Source organism: Halomonas elongata (genome assembly GCF_029081005.1).
Classification (GTDB): Bacteria; Pseudomonadota; Gammaproteobacteria; order Pseudomonadales; family Halomonadaceae; genus Halomonas; species Halomonas elongata_B.
In genome coordinates this window covers 224,564-241,471 of record NZ_JAJQTQ010000002.1, presented here as the reverse complement: position 1 = coordinate 241,471, position 16,908 = coordinate 224,564, and the positions used below count along the sequence as shown (strand labels likewise).

The 16,908-nt window shown below is 65.7% G+C and carries 20 protein-coding genes; 11 read left to right on the top strand and 9 right to left on the bottom strand.

Translation table 11 applies throughout. The annotated features are described in order from the left end of the window. Positions 1–3 precede the first annotated feature (3 nt). Positions 4–1,002 carry a ubiquinol oxidase subunit II gene (gene cyoA, locus LU493_RS02600; protein WP_275286219.1) on the bottom strand — a complete coding sequence of 333 codons (999 nt, stop codon included), beginning with the start codon at positions 1,000–1,002 and terminating at the stop codon, positions 4–6. 283 nt (positions 1,003–1,285) lie between these two features. Beyond that, entirely contained in the window at positions 1,286–2,008 is a 723-nt protein-coding gene (locus tag LU493_RS02595) for a DeoR/GlpR family DNA-binding transcription regulator (RefSeq protein WP_275286218.1), read from the bottom strand. 264 nt (positions 2,009–2,272) lie between these two features. Here LU493_RS02595 and LU493_RS02590 point away from each other — a divergent pair, with 264 nt between their 5' ends. The 8 genes from LU493_RS02590 (at position 2,273) to LU493_RS02555 (ending at position 9,455) form a co-directional block, all read left to right on the top strand. Further along, the gene (locus LU493_RS02590; RefSeq protein ID WP_275286217.1) at positions 2,273–3,106 is read left to right on the top strand and encodes an outer membrane protein OmpK; all 834 of its coding nucleotides are present in this window, start codon (positions 2,273–2,275) and stop codon (positions 3,104–3,106) included. Between the two features lie 49 nt (positions 3,107–3,155). Beyond that, positions 3,156–4,424, top strand: a complete 1,269-nt coding sequence (locus tag LU493_RS02585; RefSeq protein WP_275286216.1) for a NupC/NupG family nucleoside CNT transporter — start codon at positions 3,156–3,158, stop codon at positions 4,422–4,424. Between the two features lie 108 nt (positions 4,425–4,532). Then, the gene (gene deoC, locus LU493_RS02580) at positions 4,533–5,306 is read left to right on the top strand and encodes a deoxyribose-phosphate aldolase (RefSeq protein ID WP_275286215.1); all 774 of its coding nucleotides are present in this window, start codon (positions 4,533–4,535) and stop codon (positions 5,304–5,306) included. Further along, positions 5,306–6,631, top strand: a complete 1,326-nt coding sequence (gene deoA, locus LU493_RS02575) for a thymidine phosphorylase (protein ID WP_275286214.1) — start codon at positions 5,306–5,308, stop codon at positions 6,629–6,631. Before deoC ends, deoA begins: the two co-directional genes overlap by 1 nt. After that, a complete protein-coding gene (locus LU493_RS02570; protein ID WP_275286213.1) occupies positions 6,628–7,857 on the top strand; it encodes a phosphopentomutase in 1,230 nt (409 codons plus the stop codon). Before deoA ends, LU493_RS02570 begins: the two co-directional genes overlap by 4 nt. Further along, on the top strand, positions 7,857–8,585 hold the full coding sequence (gene deoD, locus LU493_RS02565) for a purine-nucleoside phosphorylase (protein WP_275286212.1): 729 nt from the start codon (positions 7,857–7,859) through the stop codon (positions 8,583–8,585). Before LU493_RS02570 ends, deoD begins: the two co-directional genes overlap by 1 nt. Further along, positions 8,582–8,992 (top strand): cytidine deaminase, encoded by a 411-nt coding sequence (gene cdd / locus LU493_RS02560; protein ID WP_275286211.1) that lies wholly within the window; start codon positions 8,582–8,584, stop codon positions 8,990–8,992. Before deoD ends, cdd begins: the two co-directional genes overlap by 4 nt. A 58-nt stretch (positions 8,993–9,050) precedes the next feature. After that, complete coding sequence (locus LU493_RS02555; protein WP_275286210.1) at positions 9,051–9,455, top strand: gamma-glutamylcyclotransferase family protein; 405 nt, start codon at positions 9,051–9,053, stop codon at positions 9,453–9,455. A 45-nt stretch (positions 9,456–9,500) separates the two neighbouring features. Here the strand turns inward: LU493_RS02555 and LU493_RS02550 are convergent, their stop codons facing one another. Next, complete coding sequence (locus tag LU493_RS02550; protein ID WP_275286209.1) at positions 9,501–10,406, bottom strand: alpha/beta hydrolase; 906 nt, start codon at positions 10,404–10,406, stop codon at positions 9,501–9,503. A gap of 184 nt (positions 10,407–10,590) precedes the next feature. Between LU493_RS02550 and LU493_RS19975 the strand changes: the two genes are divergently transcribed. The 3 genes from LU493_RS19975 to LU493_RS02540 all read left to right on the top strand — a co-directional run bounded on the left by LU493_RS19975 (position 10,591) and on the right by LU493_RS02540 (position 12,507). After that, positions 10,591–11,010 carry an acyltransferase family protein gene (locus tag LU493_RS19975; RefSeq protein ID WP_343076074.1) on the top strand — a complete coding sequence of 140 codons (420 nt, stop codon included), beginning with the start codon at positions 10,591–10,593 and terminating at the stop codon, positions 11,008–11,010. Further along, positions 10,917–11,603, top strand: coding sequence for an acyltransferase family protein (locus LU493_RS02545; protein ID WP_343076077.1), 687 nt, complete (start codon positions 10,917–10,919; stop codon positions 11,601–11,603). Before LU493_RS19975 ends, LU493_RS02545 begins: the two co-directional genes overlap by 94 nt. A gap of 163 nt (positions 11,604–11,766) precedes the next feature. Continuing rightward, positions 11,767–12,507 carry a dienelactone hydrolase family protein gene (locus LU493_RS02540; RefSeq protein WP_275286208.1) on the top strand — a complete coding sequence of 247 codons (741 nt, stop codon included), beginning with the start codon at positions 11,767–11,769 and terminating at the stop codon, positions 12,505–12,507. 223 nt (positions 12,508–12,730) lie between these two features. Here LU493_RS02540 and LU493_RS02535 read toward each other — a convergent pair whose 3' ends face one another. The 6 genes from LU493_RS02535 to LU493_RS02510 all read right to left on the bottom strand — a co-directional run bounded on the left by LU493_RS02535 (position 12,731) and on the right by LU493_RS02510 (position 16,678). Further along, positions 12,731–12,994, bottom strand: coding sequence for a Txe/YoeB family addiction module toxin (locus LU493_RS02535; RefSeq protein WP_275286207.1), 264 nt, complete (start codon positions 12,992–12,994; stop codon positions 12,731–12,733). Further along, entirely contained in the window at positions 12,991–13,233 is a 243-nt protein-coding gene (locus LU493_RS02530; RefSeq protein WP_275286206.1) for a type II toxin-antitoxin system Phd/YefM family antitoxin, read from the bottom strand. Before LU493_RS02530 ends, LU493_RS02535 begins: the two co-directional genes overlap by 4 nt. Before the next feature lie 103 nt (positions 13,234–13,336). After that, entirely contained in the window at positions 13,337–13,702 is a 366-nt protein-coding gene (locus tag LU493_RS02525) for a glutaredoxin family protein (protein WP_275286205.1), read from the bottom strand. A 60-nt stretch (positions 13,703–13,762) separates the two neighbouring features. Then, positions 13,763–14,734 carry a LacI family DNA-binding transcriptional regulator gene (locus LU493_RS02520; protein WP_275286204.1) on the bottom strand — a complete coding sequence of 324 codons (972 nt, stop codon included), beginning with the start codon at positions 14,732–14,734 and terminating at the stop codon, positions 13,763–13,765. A 109-nt stretch (positions 14,735–14,843) separates the two neighbouring features. Further along, entirely contained in the window at positions 14,844–15,899 is a 1,056-nt protein-coding gene (locus LU493_RS02515) for a Gfo/Idh/MocA family protein (RefSeq protein ID WP_275286264.1), read from the bottom strand. After that, the gene (locus tag LU493_RS02510) at positions 15,899–16,678 is read right to left on the bottom strand and encodes a ThuA domain-containing protein (protein ID WP_275286203.1); all 780 of its coding nucleotides are present in this window, start codon (positions 16,676–16,678) and stop codon (positions 15,899–15,901) included. The genes LU493_RS02515 and LU493_RS02510 overlap by 1 nt, the downstream gene beginning before the upstream one ends. Between the last annotated feature and the right edge of the window lie 230 nt (positions 16,679–16,908).

Genomic DNA, 16,908 nt, shown 5'->3' with positions numbered 1-16,908 from the left:
AATTTACTCCGCTGCCTCCGAGCTCATGGACTCGCCGTGAGAGCCGGTCGATTCGCCGTGACCGTCGTCATCGTGGGCCGCACCGTGACCGAAACCTGCGGCGTAGCGGTCGGCGAATGCAGTCATACGTTCCTCGTGGTCACCGCCAGCCAGGAAGCTCTTGATGATGCTCTCGTAGAGAGACGGGGATACCTCGGAGAAATACTGGATCTCGTTGTCCTCGCTGGGCGCGGCCAGCGCATAGTATTCCTCGGGGAAGGTCAGGGACTTGGAGGATTCACGCACCTGCTCGACCCAGGCATCGAACTCCTGCCGAGATCCCACATGGGCGTCGAAGGTCATTTCCGAGAAGCCCGCACCGCTGTAGTTGGTGGAGCGACCGGGATAGACGCCCGGATCATCGGCGATCAAATGAACGTCGTTGTCCATGCCGGCCATGGCATAGATCTGGCTGCCCAGACGCGGGATGAAGAAGGCGTTCATCACCGAACCGGAGGTGACCCGGAAACGCACCGGGGTGTCCTCGGGGAAGGCCAGTTCATTGACGGTGGCGATGCCCTGCTCCGGATAGATGAACAACCATTTCCAATCCAGCGAGACCGCCTGGATTTCCATCGGCTCCTGCTGGTTCTCGGTCGGCTCGATGGACTTGTGCGGATCAAGACTGTGCGAGGTGTACCAGGTCAGGATCGCCAGGAAGACGATGATGACCATGGGAATGAACCAGACCACGGCCTCGATCTTGTTGGAGTGGGACCAGTCGGGAGTGTAGGTGGCATCCCGATTGCTGCGGCGATAACGCCAGGCGAACAGCAGCGTCATCACGATGACCGGAATGACGACGATCTGCATCAGGGCCAAGGATGTCAGGATGAGGGTACGTTGCTCCTCACCTACCTGTCCCTTGGGATCCAGCAGCGCCGAACTGCAGCCCGCCAACAGCAGTGGCAGCGATAGCAGCAGCAAGACGCCGAGCATGCGCAGGGTGGGGTTTCTTCTCATGTTTCAACCTCGTCAGGGCTTGGCGGCGAACGCATTCCCGCTTGACGTCAGCGGGTGGTGCACGCGCCGAAGCGCTCTCCGGCGCGGGTCGCTGGCAGGCTCTGGCGGGGAGCTCTACGCGCGACCGTCGTGGAGAGTACTTCGGGCACAATCACGGCACGCAGCCCGCGGCGACGACTCGCTGCGACATCGCCGGGCGGGAGGCTCCGGCCGTGAGGCCCGTATTCTGAGGGTCCGAGGTCAGAATGGGAAGAGGCGATTTGCCGCAGGTTGTCGCACGCGATCACACCTCGACACTCGCCTCCTCGGTGATGACCTCGTCGATCTCGTCGAGTCCTGCAAAGCGCGCCGGCCGAACCAGGCCACGCTTGCTCGGGTCGACCACCAGCACGCGATGTTCCGCCGAGGCGATGGCGGCCTGCTTGGGCGCCACCTCATGAAAATGGAAACAGCTCAAGCCCTTTTCGGGGTGCACACCCGCCGCCGAGAGAAAGGCCTTGTTGATCCCCAGGCGCGCGATGGTCGCCGTCATGTCGTCACCATCGAAGGAACGCGAGGATGACTGATAGAGACCACCCAGCAGCCACAACCGAACGCCGGGACGAGCGCTCACGGCATCGGCCACGTTCAAGGCGTAGGTGACCACCGTCAGCGACAGGTCGGACGGCAGGCCGGCTGCCAGCGGCATCAGTGTCGTCCCGCAGTCGATGAACAGGGTGTCACCCTCTTCCAGGGTCGCGATGGCCCGTTCGCAGAGCCGTCGCTTGACCTGGGCATGGCGGTCTCGCTGCACGGCCAGGTCATACGCCGGTGCGTGACGTGGGTCATCGGCAAGCATCAGCAACCCGCCGACCAGCACCAGGGCGCCGTCGGATGCCGCCAGGTCACGGCGAATGGTCATCTCCGAGACACCGCAAAGCATCGCCGCTTCGGCCAGGCGCAGACTCCCCCCCTGTGCCAGCGACGCCTGAAGCCGTCTCAGCCTTATCGTACTGCGTTCGTTCACTCAGCCACCTCTTGTTATCCCGGAACTCCCGACATCGCCGTCATCGAAGCGTCCTTTCACGCCGTGTACACGCCGTTGATCATTGGGGTTGCGATCCTTGATGTGATTAAAATAACATCACGATGTTACCCAAATAACAAACACGACGCCCAGCGTTCACCTCCATCCGGCCAGCCCGGAACCATGCATTGACGTCCGTGATGGTCCGACCGTCCTTACTTGCCCGACGCATCACACGACAACAACTCCAAAGGAAGCCGACATATGCCGACCTTCGTCTCATTCCCGCGTCTCGTTCCCCTGACCGGCCTGCTGCTTGCCGCCACCGCCCTGCCTGCCAGCGCCAACGGTGATGATGCCGGATCGGGGCTCTCGCCGCTGTGGTCGTTCGCCAACGTCTCCGTCAACTATCTTGACTGGTCCGACGGCACGGAACAGCGCACCGCCAGCAATGCCGCCAAGGGCGATTTCTTCTACCTGGAACTCGAAGGCGGCGTCGGCTTCGACTGGGGAGAATTCTACGGCTTCTACGATTTCGAGAACCCCCACAACGACACCCTCGAAGACGATACCCGGGACAATCGCCGAGCCGCCGGCAAGGTCACGTCCCATATCTATCTTGGCGACACGCCCTTCTCGCTGTACTTCCATGTCTACGATTTCCGCGATCATGGGTTCGACAGCAAGGAACAGGACCGCATCGTGGGCTTCGGCTACCGTCACACCTTCGACAACGGCCTGTGGTTCAAGCCCTTTCTCGGCAAGGCCTGGGTCGAAAGCGACGCCAATTCCTACAGCGGCGAAAACGGCTATATGCTCGGGTGGGTACTGGGTTACGATTTCCAGGCCTTCGGCGAGAACTTCAGCCTGAGCAACTGGCACGAGCAGACCTTCGATCGCGATGACGACTATCTGCAGCAGAATTACGTCAATGGTCCGGCCGGCAGCACCGGCACCAATGGCGCCGTAGCCTTGTGGTGGCACCCGATCGAAGAGATCACCACCGGCGTTCAGTATCGCTACTCCAACAACAAGCTGGGCACCGCCGATCATTACCAGAACGCGATGATCTACACCCTGAAGTACAACTTCCTTTAAGTCGCCGTAATATGAGCGCCCCCATGCCATCGACCACAAGGACATTGCCATGACCTTGATCATGAGTCTCGTCGGAATGGCGACCCTGGTCGTCATCGCCCTGCTGTTCTCCACCAATCGCCGTGCGATCCGCCTGCGCACCGTGATCGGCGCCTTCGCCATCCAGGCCTGCCTGGGAGCCTTCGTGCTCTATGTGCCCTTCGGCCAGGCAGTGCTCGCCACCGTCTCCGAGGCCGTCAGCCAGGTGGTGAACTATGCCAACGATGGCATCGACTTCCTGTTCGGCGGCCTGGCCAACGTCGAGGACACCGGCTTCGTCTTCGCCATCAAGGTACTGCCGGTCATCATCTTCTTCTCCTCGCTGACTGCCGTGCTCTACTACCTGGGCATCATGCAGTGGATCATCCGCCTGCTCGGCGGCGCCCTGCAGAAAGCGCTCGGCACCTCGCGCACCGAGTCGCTCTCGGCCACCGCCAACATCTTCGTCGGCCAGACCGAGGCGCCGCTGGTCGTGCGCCCCTTCATCAACCGCATGACCCAGTCGCAACTCTTCGCGGTAATGTGCGGCGGCCTGGCATCCGTGGCCGGCTCGGTCCTGGCCGGCTACGCTGCTCTGGGCATCCCCATGGAGTACCTGGTGGCCGCTTCCTTCATGGCCGCGCCCGGCGGGCTGCTGTTCGCCAAGCTGATCATGCCCGAGACCGAGACGCCCGAAGACAGCGTCTCGGCGGCCGAAGAGCGTCTCGAGGAAGAAGAGGACCATCCCTCCAATGTGCTCGACGCCGCCGCGTCCGGCGCCTCCTCCGGCCTGCGCCTGGCAGCCAACGTCGGCGCCATGCTGCTCGCCTTCATCGGCCTGATCGCACTGATCAATGGCATCCTCGGCGGCGTCGGCGGCTGGTTCGGCATGGAAGCGCTCAGCCTGGAGCAGATCCTCGGCTGGCTGTTCGCGCCCCTGGCCTTCCTGCTCGGCATTCCCTGGTCCGAGGCCACGCTGGCCGGCTCCTTCATTGGCCAGAAGCTGGTGGTCAACGAGTTCGTGGCCTATATCAACCTCGCGCCCTATATCAGTGGCGAGGAAGTCGTCGCCGCCACCGGCGAGGCCATGACCACTCATACCAAGGCGGTCCTGTCGTTCGCCCTGTGCGGCTTTGCCAACCTCTCGTCCATCGCCATCCTGCTGGGTGGCCTGGGCAGTATCGCGCCCAGCCGTCGTCACGACATCGCCCGTTTCGGCATCCGGGCCGTACTGGCTGGTACCCTCTCCAACCTGATGTCTGCCACACTCGCCGGCTTTTTCATCGCCCTGGGCGCTTGAGCCATAATCTTCAGGGGGCCATCGCGCCCCCTCAGGACGCACTGAGCCGGGTGTCACGCAGCGACGGCATCCCGCAGTGTTTCCTTCATGCATCAACGAGAGCACGCCATGAACGACCTTACCCGGACCGCCCGTCAGGCACTGGCCCTGATGGACCTCACCAGCCTGAACGACGACGACACCGACGAGCGCATCGAAGCGCTCTGCCAGCGCGCCAAGACACCGGCCGGCCATCCGGCGGCGATCTGCATCTACCCACGCTTCATCGTGCCGGCTCGGCGCGCCCTGACCGCCCATCGCCTGAACGACACCATCCGCATCGCCACGGTCACCAACTTCCCCCATGGCAACGCCGATATCATGCATGCCGCCCGCGAGACCCGCGAGGCCGTTGCCTCGGGCGCCGATGAAGTCGATGTGGTCTTCCCCTATCGCGCGCTGCAGGAAGGCGACGAAGACACCGGCCGCGAGCTGGTCGAGATGTGCAAGGCCGCCGCCGGCGGCAAGACCCTCAAGGTCATACTGGAGACCGGCGAGCTGAAGGATCCGGCCTTGATCCGTCGCGCATCGGAGCTGGCCATCGATGGCGGCGCCGATTTCCTCAAGACCTCCACCGGCAAGGTTGCCGTCAATGCCACCCTGGAAGCCGCCGAGATCATGCTCGAGGTGATCCGCGACAACGGCGGCGACATCGGCTTCAAGGCCGCCGGCGGCGTGCGTACCGCCGAAGATGCCCGGGCCTATCTCGAACTGGCCGAGCGCCTGATGGGGGCCAGCTGGATCACACCGCAACATTTCCGCTTCGGCGCCTCCGGCCTGCTGGACAACCTTCTCGAGACCCTTGGCATGATGGGAGGCACCGATATCGAGGAGGACTACTGATGCTGCCCCAGGAGGCCATCCGCGCCAAACGCGATGGCGAGGCGCTGGATGCGGCGACCATCGGCGATCTCGTCGCCGGCATCGCCGATGACGGCCTCGGCGATGCCCAGATCGGGGCGCTGGCCATGGCCATCTTCCTCAACGGCATGGACGCCACCGAAACGGTGGCGTTGACCGAGGCAGTCCGCGACTCCGGCGACGTGCTCGACTGGACGGCACTCGACCTGCCCGGTCCGGTCATCGACAAGCACTCCACCGGTGGCGTGGGAGACGTGGTGTCATTGATCCTCGGTCCCTGGATCGCCGCCTGCGGCGGTCATGTGCCGATGATCTCCGGTCGGGGCCTCGGCCACACCGGCGGTACCCTGGACAAGCTGGAGTCGATCCCCGGCTATTCGGTCGTCCCCGACACCGCCACCTTCCGCCGTCTGGTCAAGGACGTCGGGGTGGCCATCATCGGCCAGACCGCCGACCTCGCCCCGGCCGACAGGCGCCTCTATGCGGTTCGCGACGTCACCGCCACGGTAGAATCGTTGCCGCTGATCGTCTCGTCCATTCTCGGCAAGAAGCTCGCCTGCGGACTCGATGCCCTGGTGATGGACGTCAAGGTCGGCAGCGGTGCCTTCATGCCCACGCCGGAGGCGTCGCGGGAACTGGCCGAGACCATCGCCGAGGTCGCCAGTCGCGCCGGAACCCCGACCACCGCCCTGCTCACCGACATGAGCCAGCCCCTGGCGCCCTGCGCCGGCAATGCCCTGGAAGTGCGCGAAGCGCTGGCCGTGCTCACCGGCGCACGCCGTGACGGCCGCCTGCTCGAGGTGACCCGTGGCCTGGCGGCGGAAATGCTGCTGGCCGGCGGCCTGGCCACCGACCGGACTGCGGCACTGGGCAAGCTCGACGAACGACTCGCCTCGGGCGAAGCCGCCGAGCGCTTCGGACGCATGGTGGCAGGCCTCGGTGGTCCCGCCAACCTGCTCGAGGCCCCGGATCGTCACCTGCCCTCCGCGCCGGTGAGGCGTCTGGTACTTGCGCCGCGCGCCGGTCACCTGCGCGGCATGGATACCCGGGCACTGGGCATGACCGTGGTCGAGCTCGGTGGCGGCCGTCGCCAGGCAGGCGAGACCATCGATCCTGCGGTAGGCCTGTCCGATATCGCCGAACTCGGCACCAAACTCGACGCCGGTCAACCGTTCGCCACCCTGCATGCCCGCAGCCCTGCCGAGGCCGATCAGGCCGAGCGCCAGTTGCTCGAGGCCATCGAGATCGGTGAGGCCACCACATCCCCCACCCTGATTCGCGACATCATTCGCCGGGAGGCTCCATGACACGCGCCATCGTGCTCGTCCTCGACTCCTTCGGCATCGGCGCCGCGCCCGACGCCGAACGCTTCGGCGACGCCGGTGCCGACACCCTCGGCCATATCGCCGCGGCCTGCGCCGCATCCGCCGAGCGCGGTCCCTTGCAGCTCCCCAATCTCGGCCGACTCGGCCTCTTCCATGCTCACCGCGAAAGCACCGGGGCCTGGGCCGAGGGTGTCGTCCCCTCCAAGTCGATCGCAGGTGCCTACGGCCACGCCCGGGAGATCTCCTCCGGTAAGGATACGCCGTCCGGCCACTGGGAAATCGCCGGCGTACCGGTGCGCTTCGACTGGGGCTACTTCAGCGAGCCGGAAAACAGCTTCCCCGCCGATCTGCTGGATGCTCTTATCCGCGAGGCCGAACTGCCCGGCGTGCTGGGCGATTGCCACGCCTCCGGCACCGAGATCATCGCCCGGCTGGGCGAGGCGCATGTGCAAAGCGGCAAGCCGATCGTCTACACCTCGGCGGACTCGGTCTTCCAGATCGCCGCCCACGAGGACACCTTCGGCCTCGAACGGCTCTATCGCCTCTGCGAGATCGCCCGTCGGCTGCTCGAGCCCTACAACATCGGCCGGGTCATCGCCCGCCCCTTCAACGGCAACGATGCCGCAACCTTCCAGCGTACCGCCAACCGCCGCGACTACAGTGTCGAGCCGCCCTCGCCCACCGTGCTGCAACGTCTCTGCGATGCGGGCGGTCAGGTGACCGCCATCGGCAAGATCGCCGACATCTACGCCCACTGCGGCATCTCGCGCACGCTCAAGGCCAGCGGCCACGACGCCCTGTTCGACGCCACCCTGGATGCCATGGCCACCGACGGCGAGCGCACCCTGATCATGACCAACTTCGTCGACTTCGACATGGTCTACGGTCACCGGCGCGACGTGGCCGGCTACGCCGCCGCCCTCGAGGCCTTCGATGCTCGCCTGCCCGAGCTGCTCGAACGCCTCGACGACGACGATCTCTTGATCATTACCGCCGACCACGGCTGCGATCCAACCTGGCACGGCACCGACCATACCCGCGAGCATATCCCGGTTCTTGCCCTCGGCGCCGGGCTCGCTCCCGGCTCGCTCGGCGCACGCAACAGCTTCGCCGACATCGGCCAGAGCCTGGCCCGTCATTTCGACCTGCCGCCCATGGACGACGGTGAAAGCTTTCTCCCGGCTGGTTCCCCAAAAGGAGACACATGATGGCGACCCCCCATATCAAAGCCGAACGCGGTGATTTCGCCGATACCGTGCTGATGCCCGGCGACCCGCTGCGCGCGAAATACATCGCCGAGACCTTTCTCGACGATGCACGGCTCGTCAACGAGGTCCGCAACATGTACGGCTACACCGGCACCTACCAGGGTCGCGAGATCTCGGTGATGGGCCATGGCATGGGCATTCCCTCGGTATCGATCTACGCCAAGGAACTGATCACCGAGTTCGACGTCAATCGCTTGATCCGGGTCGGCTCCTGCGGCGCGGTGCGCGACGACGTGGCAGTACGCGACGTGGTGATCGGCATGGGCGCGAGCACCGATTCCGGCGTCAACCGCACCCGTTTTCTGGGCAACGACCTCGGTGCCATCGCCGACTTCGAGCTGACCCGTCATGCCGCGGATGTCGCCCGCGAACACGGCGTGCCGGTCAAGGTCGGCAACATCTTCTCCGCCGATCTCTTCTACGACCCGCGCCCCGAGATGGTCGAGATGATGCGCCGTTACGGTATCGTCGGCGTAGAGATGGAAGCCGCCGGCCTGTACGGCGTGGCCGCCGAGTTCGGCGCCCGGGCCGCGACCATCTGCACGGTCTCGGACCACATCGTCAAGGGCGACTCGCTATCCAGTGACGAGCGCGCCACCACCTTCGACGACATGATGCGCATCGCCCTGGACAGCGTGCTTCGCGACGATGCCGGAGGTGGCGCATGAGCACCGACCTGGACACCGAGCTCCTCACTGAACTGGTCGCGGTGCGCGATCGCGCCTACGCGCCCTACTCCCGGCACCCCGTCGGCGCCCTGGTGATCAGCGAGAGCGGTACTCGCTACAGCGGCGCCAACGTCGAAGTCGCCCACTACAAGGGGCTGTGCGCCGAGGCCTCGGCCATCGCCGCCATGGCCAGCGCCGGGGAGCGGCGCCTGCGCGAGGTCTACGTGATCGGGCCGGGCCAACACCTCTGCACACCCTGTGGCGACTGCCGCCAGCGCATCCGCGAATTCGCCACCGGCGAAACTCGCATTCATGTGGTCGATGCCGACGGCACCCTGCTCCGGCGCTACACCATGGACGAGTTGCTGCCGGATGCCTTCGGCCCCGATAATCTGGGCTTGAAGTGAATTCTCCGGCCGGCCGCGTCCGGTCGGAACCTGTCTTCTCGAGTCACACGAAACGCCCATGCATAGCCCCGCCCTCGCCATTACCCGAACGCCCCTGGTGGCCGTCTACGGCACCCTGAAGCGCGGCCTGCGCAATCACCACTGGCTGGAAGGCGCCACCTTCGTCGGTCGCGATCGCCTCACCAGTGCGACGCTCTACGACCTGGGGCACTGCCCGGGCGCCAAGGCCGAGTCCTCGTGTGGCGTGGAAGTGGAGATCTATCGCGTCGACGCCCGGACCTTTGCCGGTCTCGACCGCCTGGAGGACTATCGCGTGCGCGCTCCGGCATCGGGCATGTACGACCGCGCCATTCATGCCACCGCCTTCGGCCCCGCCTGGCTCTACCTCTACAACCACGACGTCACCGGCCGTCCGGTGATTCGTGAAGGCGGCTGGCTTCCCCGCCGGCCGGCCTTTGCCTGACCTCCCGAGAGAGTCGCATCACAGGAGGCTCTCGAGGGCCAAGCATCAGGGTGCCGCGTCGGTAGTCGACGAGGGCATCGTCTGCGTCGGGATCGGCGCTCGCAGATGGCGAAACATGAACTCCAGCGCCGGGCCGAGACTGGCCCGCCACACGCGCCAGCTGTGGCCCCCCGGCAGCACCTCCAGCGGCACCCGGCCCGGCTGGTGCACTTCCAGCGCCGCCTGCAGCCGGCGGGCATGCCTCATGGCATCGAAACGGTCGCGATCACCGGCACTCAGGTAGAGCGGCACTACCCGCTCCTGGGCCAGATAGCCATCGAGATGGGCCGGATAGTTGAGCTGCCGCCACAGCTCGGCATCGAAACGGCGGTCGGGGGTCAGGAAGGCCGGGTGTCGACGTGCCGTGGAGTCGGCCGGCGGCAGGGGATAGTAACTGGCCGGGCTCAGGGCCGCCGCGGCGCCGAACAGCTCGGGGCGTTCGAGGATCATGTTCACCGTGCCATAACCACCGGCGGAGAGCCCGGCGATGCCGCGCCATTCTCGCTCGGGCACCACCCGCCAGAGCGCCTCCACCTGAGGCATGAGCTCCTCGAGAAAAGCGGTGCGGGCCGGCTCATTGTGACCATCGACCCACCAGCTACGGCTCCCGGGCATGACGATCACGGCCGGCGGGATGCGTCCCCGTCGGATCATCCGGTCGGCGACGGCTTCCAGCCTCCCGCGGTTGACCCAGTCACGGTCGCTGCCGAAGGAGCCGTGCAGCAGATAGATCACCGGATACTCCAGCCCGGAGTCGTGGTAGCCGACAGGCAGATAGAGGGTATAGGGATAGTCGCGCCCCAGCACCTCGGAATGGAAACGGTGATGGGTGACCTGGCCGGCCGCTACCTGACCGACCAGTACCAGGAGCGTCAGGATGGCGAACGCCACGCCTCGAGCCACCGCCGACATGTCGGATCCTCCCTGGTGTCCTGTGTCAGAGTTGGCTGTAGAATCCTGGCGCTCTCCCTCTCTTACGACACTAGCCGCGAATGTACGACATCGCCGATGAAGGGAATTCATGGCGCACGCCGTGGTCCGACAGCGGGTACGCAATACACGTTCACTCTTCATGATGCTGGCAGGGAACCGAAGCATGCAACGCGTCGAGGAAATCTACTGGCTACGCGCCTACGGCTGCCTGGCGGTCTTCGCCTTTCATCTCCTCGATCATCTCAACCAGCGCCTGGACACCCTGGTCACCGACGTCGCCCGTATTCCGACGGTGTTCGGTACCCCGGTCTTCATCTTCATCTCGGTCTTCCTGTTCTCCCTGCGCTACGGGAACGAGGTTCCCCGCGGCTTCCTGGGCAATCGCCTGAAGTACATCATGGTGCCCTATCTGGTCTATGGCCTGGCGTATGCCGTCGCGGAGTTCCTGCGCCTGCACGCGGCTGACGACGATGCCGGGCTGCGGACGTCCTGCGCGAGTATCTGCTCTACGCCGGCTGGCACGGCTACTTCCTGCTCATCGCCGCCCAGTTCTACGCCTTCTACTGGCTCTACGGACGGCTGAACCTGGGCCGCTGGCTACCGGCCACCCCGTGGCTGGCACTCGGCAGCCTGGTCAGCATGAGCTGGTGGGGCTACTGGCAGTGGCGCAGCCAACTGCCGCCGGGCTACCTGCACTGGATCGCGCCCTTCGGCTGGCTCTATCTGTTCTTCCTGGCCCTGACGCTGGTGCGGCACTATCAGACCGAGACCCGTCCGGCCTGGCTGGAAGCACTGGCGCAACCGCGCTGGCTGTTGGCCCTGATCGGCCTGGTGGTACTGCTCGCGCTGCCCGGCTGGCTGGAATACTCCTCCAAGGAAGTGTGGGTGGTCCCGCTGTTCCTGCTCTTTACCCTGTGGGCGATGCATCGACTGCGCGGTCGTCGGGCCCCGCCGTTGGTGCGTCGGCTCAACGAGTTCTCCTTCGGCATCTACCTGGCCCACCCGATGTTCTTCAACCTGGTGGACCGGCTGGACCCTGACCAGCGTCTCCCGTTGGGACTCTATGCGCTGACCCTGGCGGGGGTGGGCATGGCCGGCTCCATCACCTGGAACCTGGCGGTCAACCGCCTGCAGTGGGGCGGGTTGCTGTTCGGCAAGCGGCTACGGGTAGCCTGAGCCACAACCGGGGCTTTCCCGCCCGATCGCCCTATCCACAGGCGACCGACTCCCGGGGCGGGGAGCCGCGGCCTCGTCAACGGGCCCCGTCTCCGGTTAGATTCGTCCCTCGTGACAGTCGTCCCCGACAATCTCCATCCGCCATCGACATCCGGAGTCTCTCATGTCTCGCGCCATCGACATTCCCGCCACCGACGGCACCATCGACGCCCACATCGTCACGCCCACCAACGTCGACGGTCCGCTGCCGGCCGTGGTGCTGTTCACCGATATCGGCGGCCTGCGCCCCTGCTATCACGAGAAGGCCCAGCGAATCGCGGACAACGGCTACGCCGTCCTGATGCCCAACGTCTACTACCGTGACGCGGCCGGCGAGATCGTGCCGGAAGGCAAGTCCTTCCGCGACCCGGAGGTGCGTCCGACGCTGGTCGAGTATGCCGGTCATCTCACGCCCGAGGCGCAATCCCGCGACTTCGCTGCCCTGATCGACTGCCTCGACCGCGCAGCCGAGTTCACGGGCGGCAAGATCGGCGTGGTCGGCTATTGCATGACCTCGGCCTTCGCGCTGCGCATGGCAGCCGAACACCCCGACCGAGTGGCCGCTGCAGCCGGCTTCCACTCGGCCAACCTGGCAAAGGCCGACGACGCCTCGAGCCCCGTGGGCGTGGTCGACGCCATCGAGGCGCGCGTCTACTTCGGCCACGCCGACAAGGATGAACTACTGCCCGCCGAGCAGATCGCCCGCATGGACGAGGCGCTGGCCGCCGCCGGCGTGCACTTCACCACCGAGCTCTACAATGGCGCGGCCCACGGCTTCACCGCCAAGGACGCCCCCTCCTACGACGCGGCCGCCGATGCCCTGCACCACAAGCGGCTCGCCATGCTGCTGGAAGAAACGCTGTAAAGACTCTGTTCACTACGTTCCGTCATCGGTCCCATGCCATGGGACCGCGCAATGACGGAAAAGAACTCCGCCTTCGAGAGAAATGAATGCAGGCCGTCACCAATGCCTTGCAAGCGTCGTCTTTCGGCCATGAGCAGGCGTTCGTCGCGCTGTATCGGCTGGGGTTGGCTGGGCGTTGCTCGGCAGGCCTGACGAGGATCTCTGCACAGCGGCCGGTTATGCATCATTCATAGTGGCTCCAGAGCCTGAGGACTTTTACCACTCGCTCATCCTCGAGCACTTGGTAGACCAGACGATGCTGAATATTGATACGGCGTGAATAGGCCCCTTCAAGATCACCAATAAGCTTCTCAAACGGTGGCGGCCTGCGGTAGGGATCTTCTGCAATCAGAGCCAACAATTCCTTGGCTTTTGGCTTGAGGCCGCTGGAAGCCAGCTTCCTTGCGTCCTTCTGGGCTTGTTTGGTGTAAACCAACTTCCATGTCACCAGTCCAGATCCTCATCACACTCATCCACGGGGGCATCCATCCCCTCACGAATAGACTCTCGCATCCCCGGCACGGAGAGCAGGTACAGGGTTTCCTGAATCGCCGACCAGTCTTCTTCGGATACCAGAACGGCTTTGTTCCGCTTACCCATGATGACGACCGGCTGATGGGACTCGGCCGTTTCATCGATCAACCGATACAGGTTGCTGCGCGCCTCAGTCGCTGTAATGCCGGTCATGACGCACCTCTACAATGTTTCACTTTCCCTCAGTGTACGCCTTGCAGAACGTACGTCAAGACGAACGTTTTAGATGGCAGGCATGATAAATCGAGCCCCCGCTCTATGCGCCGAAGCGTCGGCGCAGGTAATCGACAATGTCACTGGATTCGTATAACCAGCTCACCTCGTCGCCCTCCTCGATGCGCAGGCAGGGCACCTGCGCCTTGCCGCCGCCTTCCATCAGCGCCCGGCGATGCTCGGGATCGAGCCGGATATCGCGGATCTCGATCGTCAGGGCGAGACGAGTGATCTCGCGGCGTACCCGCACACAGTAGGGACAACTCCAGAACTGGTAGAGCGCCAGGCTCTCGCAGGCCTCGTCGACCCGGGCCTGCTCGGGCTCGTCGCGCGAGGCCTCGCGTCGGGTACCGAGCTTCTCGGCCACCCAGGCCACCGGCGCCAGCAATGTCTGGATCAACGATCGCATGGTGTTTTCCTCCTGCCATCAAGAGATGGGTGGACCGCCAATCCTCCCTTTGTAACGCGTTCAGCCAGTCTCGCGAACCACCAGTTCCACCGGCATCGACACATGGCGCGGCGGCTTGCCCGCCAGCGCCTCGCCCAGCAGCTCGACGCTCATGGCGGCGATGGCGGCGATGTCCTGGCGCACCGTGGTCAGGCCCTCGGCCAGGGTCGGCAGATCGTCGAAGCCGGTAACCGCGACCTCGCCGGGCACGTCCAGGCCATGATCCTCCAGGGCCGTCAGGCAGCCTCGGGCCAGCTCGTCGGTCTCGCAGACCAGGCCGTCATGAGCGCGCGGGACCTGCTCGAGGCGCCGGCTCAGCCAGCGATAGCCGGTCAGCGCCGGGTCCAGGTTGGGCGGGATATCGATCAGCGCGGCCTCGAGGCCGGCCTCGTCGAGGGCCTGGCGATAGCCGTCCAGGCGATGCTGGCTGTGAGGGCTCTGCAGGTCGTCGCCGACGAAGGCGATGCGCCGCCGCCCGCTTTCGATCAGGTGGCGAGTGGCCAGGTAGATGCCGTGCCGATCTTCCGGCGCCACCGAGAAGCTCTCTCCGGCCAGGCCGATGCGCACGAAGGGCACATCCCGCGAGGTCATCAGTTCGGGGCGCGGGTCGTCGGCGAACTCGCCGAGCAGGATGGCGGCGCCGGCCTGCTCGGGCAGGGTCGCCGTACGGTCGTGGGCGAAGAAGATCGGCACCATGCCCTGTCGGTGCAGCGCCACGGTCAGGTGCTGGTAGAGCAGGATGTAGTAGGGCCGCAGCTCGACGTCGCGGCGCCCCAGCGAGATGCCCACCACCGCGGCCTTGCCGCTGATCAGCTGACGGGCGGCGGCGCTGGGCCGGTACTCCACGTCGCGGCTGATGGAGAGGATACGCTCGCGCAGCGCCTCGCTGATGCCCGGCTTGTCGTTGAGCGCGCGGCTGACCGAGGCGATGGAGACCCCCGCCCGTCGCGCGATTTCCCGGATGTTGGCCGTCTTCGACGGTTCTCTGCTCATCGCCTGCCTCGTCACCGGGCGACCGACCTCGCGCCGGCCGCCATCTGCTGCCGGATACCGTCGGTTGCCGACCACGGGATTGTGCCCGATCGGACGGAACGGTGCGACTTCAGGCGAGCGGTCTTTCCAGATGCAGGACATCGCCCCGGGCGTCGGCGTCGAAGCAGGCATCCAGCACCCGTTGCAGGGCCGCGCCGCGAGCGAAATCGGGCGAGTCGTTGACGCCGCTTGCGATACCATCGACGAAGCGCCGGTAGATGCTCGGCGTGGGCGGTGCCGCGAGTTCGGTCCAGCGTGCGGGGTGCACGTCCTCGCCGAAGCACACCTGCACCTTGTCCCGGGCCGCGTCGAGATCGACGCGCAGCGCGCCGCGGTCGCCGTGCACGGAGAGCGTCAGCGAGTTGTGGTGGCCGGTAGCCCAGCGGGTGGCCTGGACGCTGCCCAGGGCGCCGTCGGCGAACTCCACCTGCATCAGGGCGCTGTCGTTGGCGTCGAGGGTGTACTCGCCGATGCGGTTGCCCGGGGCCTTGTCGAAGCACTTGAGCCGGCAGGTCACCGCGGCGATGTCGCCCACCGGAAAGCTGGCGAAGTCGAGGATATGCACCCCCACGTCGCCCAGCACTCCCTTGCTGCCATGCGCTCCGGAAAGCCGCCACAGCCACTGGCTGTCCTGGTCCCAGCGTCCCCAGGCGTCGCTCACCAGCCAGCTCTGGCGGTAACTGGCGTCGACATGCATCACCCGCCCCAGCCGGCCGTCGGCCACCAGTTCGCGGGCCAGTTGGATCGCCGGGGCATCGCGATAGCTGAGGTTGACCATGTTGATCACCCCGGCCTCGCGGGCTGCCGCGGCCATTTCCTCGGCATCGGCGGCGTTAGTGGCCAGCGGCTTCTCGCAGAGGATGTGCTTGCCGGCGGCGATGGCGGCCAGCGACGTCGCCTTGTGCACGCCGTCCGGGGTGGCGTTGCTCACCGCCTGGATGTCGTCACGGGCCAGCATGGTCGCCAGGTCGGCATAGGCCTCGGGGATGTCGTGGGCCTCGGCGAAGGTGCGGGCCTTGTCACCGTCCAGGTCGCAGACTGCCACTACCTCGACGTCCGCGATCTCCTGGAACCGCTGAGCGTGCTGGCCGGCCATCCCGCCGGCACCGATGATCGCCAGTCGCATCACTTGAAGCCCTCCTCGCCGGGCTTGTGCAACCCCTCGCCCTTGACCTCGACCGGATTCGGCGCCTGCTCGGGCGGCACGTTGGGGCAGCGGTCGATCCACCGCGAGCCCTCGGGGCAGGCCCACTTGACGCCGTTCTTGAGCACCCGGCGTACCTGGTCGTCGTAGTAGATCGGGTAGGTCTCGTGGCCGGGGCCGAAGTAGAAGATCCTGCCATTGCCGCGCTTGTAGGTGAGGCCGGAGCGGAACACCTCGCCGCCCTCGAAGGCGCTGATGAAGATCACCTCGTCGGGGTTGGGCACCGCGAAGGGCTCGCCGTACATCTCGCTGTGCGGCAGCTCGAGGTAGTCGCCCAGCCCCTGAACGATGGGATGGCCGGGGTTGATCACCCACAGCCGCTCCCGCTCGCCGGCCTCGCGCCACTTCAGCGAGCAGGTGGTGCCCATCAGGCGCTTGAAGATCTTCGCGTAGTGGCCGGAGTGCAGCACCAGCAGGCCCATGCCCTGCAGCACCCGGGCCTGGACACGGTCGACAATCTCGTCGCGGACATCGCCGTGGGCCGCGTGCCCCCACCACAGCAGCACGTCGGTATCGTCGAGCAGCGCCTCGGACAGCCCCTGTTCGGGGTCCTGCAGCGTGACGGCGCGCGCCTCGATCTGCGGGTCCTCGTTGAGCCCCGCGGCAATGCAGGCGTGCATGCCCTCGGGATAGATGCGCGCTACCACGTCGTTGGTCTGCTCGTGGACGTTCTCGCCCCAGACCGTGACCTTGATCGTCATGGATTGGCTCCTTCTGGCGTTGCCCGGGCGGGCGATGAAAACGCCGCCGATACCGGCGACATGACGTCAAAGTAAACGTTTACTTCCAAACCGTAAACGTTTACTGATTCCAACCATGGTCGTATCTCACGCCCTGCAGCCGCAGGGACTGGCGTGGTCGAACGGGGGAACGCCTTGCTGGGGCGGCGAGGGAACGGGACACAGGGGACAGAGCGTCGGAAAAGCGCCCG

Excerpts from the sequence above, each read along its gene's own strand:
- cyoA (WP_275286219.1), bottom strand. The coding sequence starts at position 1,002 with ATGAGAAGAAACCCCACCCTGCGCATGCTCGGCGTCTTGCTGCTGCTA.
- LU493_RS02590 (WP_275286217.1), top strand. The coding sequence starts at position 2,273 with ATGCCGACCTTCGTCTCATTCCCGCGTCTCGTTCCCCTGACCGGCCTG.
- LU493_RS02585 (WP_275286216.1), top strand. The coding sequence starts at position 3,156 with ATGACCTTGATCATGAGTCTCGTCGGAATGGCGACCCTGGTCGTCATC.
- deoC (WP_275286215.1), top strand. The coding sequence starts at position 4,533 with ATGAACGACCTTACCCGGACCGCCCGTCAGGCACTGGCCCTGATGGAC.
- deoA (WP_275286214.1), top strand. The coding sequence starts at position 5,306 with ATGCTGCCCCAGGAGGCCATCCGCGCCAAACGCGATGGCGAGGCGCTG.
- LU493_RS02570 (WP_275286213.1), top strand. The coding sequence starts at position 6,628 with ATGACACGCGCCATCGTGCTCGTCCTCGACTCCTTCGGCATCGGCGCC.
- deoD (WP_275286212.1), top strand. The coding sequence starts at position 7,857 with ATGGCGACCCCCCATATCAAAGCCGAACGCGGTGATTTCGCCGATACC.
- cdd (WP_275286211.1), top strand. The coding sequence starts at position 8,582 with ATGAGCACCGACCTGGACACCGAGCTCCTCACTGAACTGGTCGCGGTG.
- LU493_RS02555 (WP_275286210.1), top strand. The coding sequence starts at position 9,051 with ATGCATAGCCCCGCCCTCGCCATTACCCGAACGCCCCTGGTGGCCGTC.
- LU493_RS02550 (WP_275286209.1), bottom strand. The coding sequence starts at position 10,406 with ATGTCGGCGGTGGCTCGAGGCGTGGCGTTCGCCATCCTGACGCTCCTG.
- LU493_RS19975 (WP_343076074.1), top strand. The coding sequence starts at position 10,591 with ATGCAACGCGTCGAGGAAATCTACTGGCTACGCGCCTACGGCTGCCTG.
- LU493_RS02540 (WP_275286208.1), top strand. The coding sequence starts at position 11,767 with ATGTCTCGCGCCATCGACATTCCCGCCACCGACGGCACCATCGACGCC.
- LU493_RS02530 (WP_275286206.1), bottom strand. The coding sequence starts at position 13,233 with ATGACCGGCATTACAGCGACTGAGGCGCGCAGCAACCTGTATCGGTTG.
- LU493_RS02525 (WP_275286205.1), bottom strand. The coding sequence starts at position 13,702 with ATGCGATCGTTGATCCAGACATTGCTGGCGCCGGTGGCCTGGGTGGCC.
- LU493_RS02520 (WP_275286204.1), bottom strand. The coding sequence starts at position 14,734 with ATGAGCAGAGAACCGTCGAAGACGGCCAACATCCGGGAAATCGCGCGA.
- LU493_RS02515 (WP_275286264.1), bottom strand. The coding sequence starts at position 15,899 with ATGCGACTGGCGATCATCGGTGCCGGCGGGATGGCCGGCCAGCACGCT.
- LU493_RS02510 (WP_275286203.1), bottom strand. The coding sequence starts at position 16,678 with ATGACGATCAAGGTCACGGTCTGGGGCGAGAACGTCCACGAGCAGACC.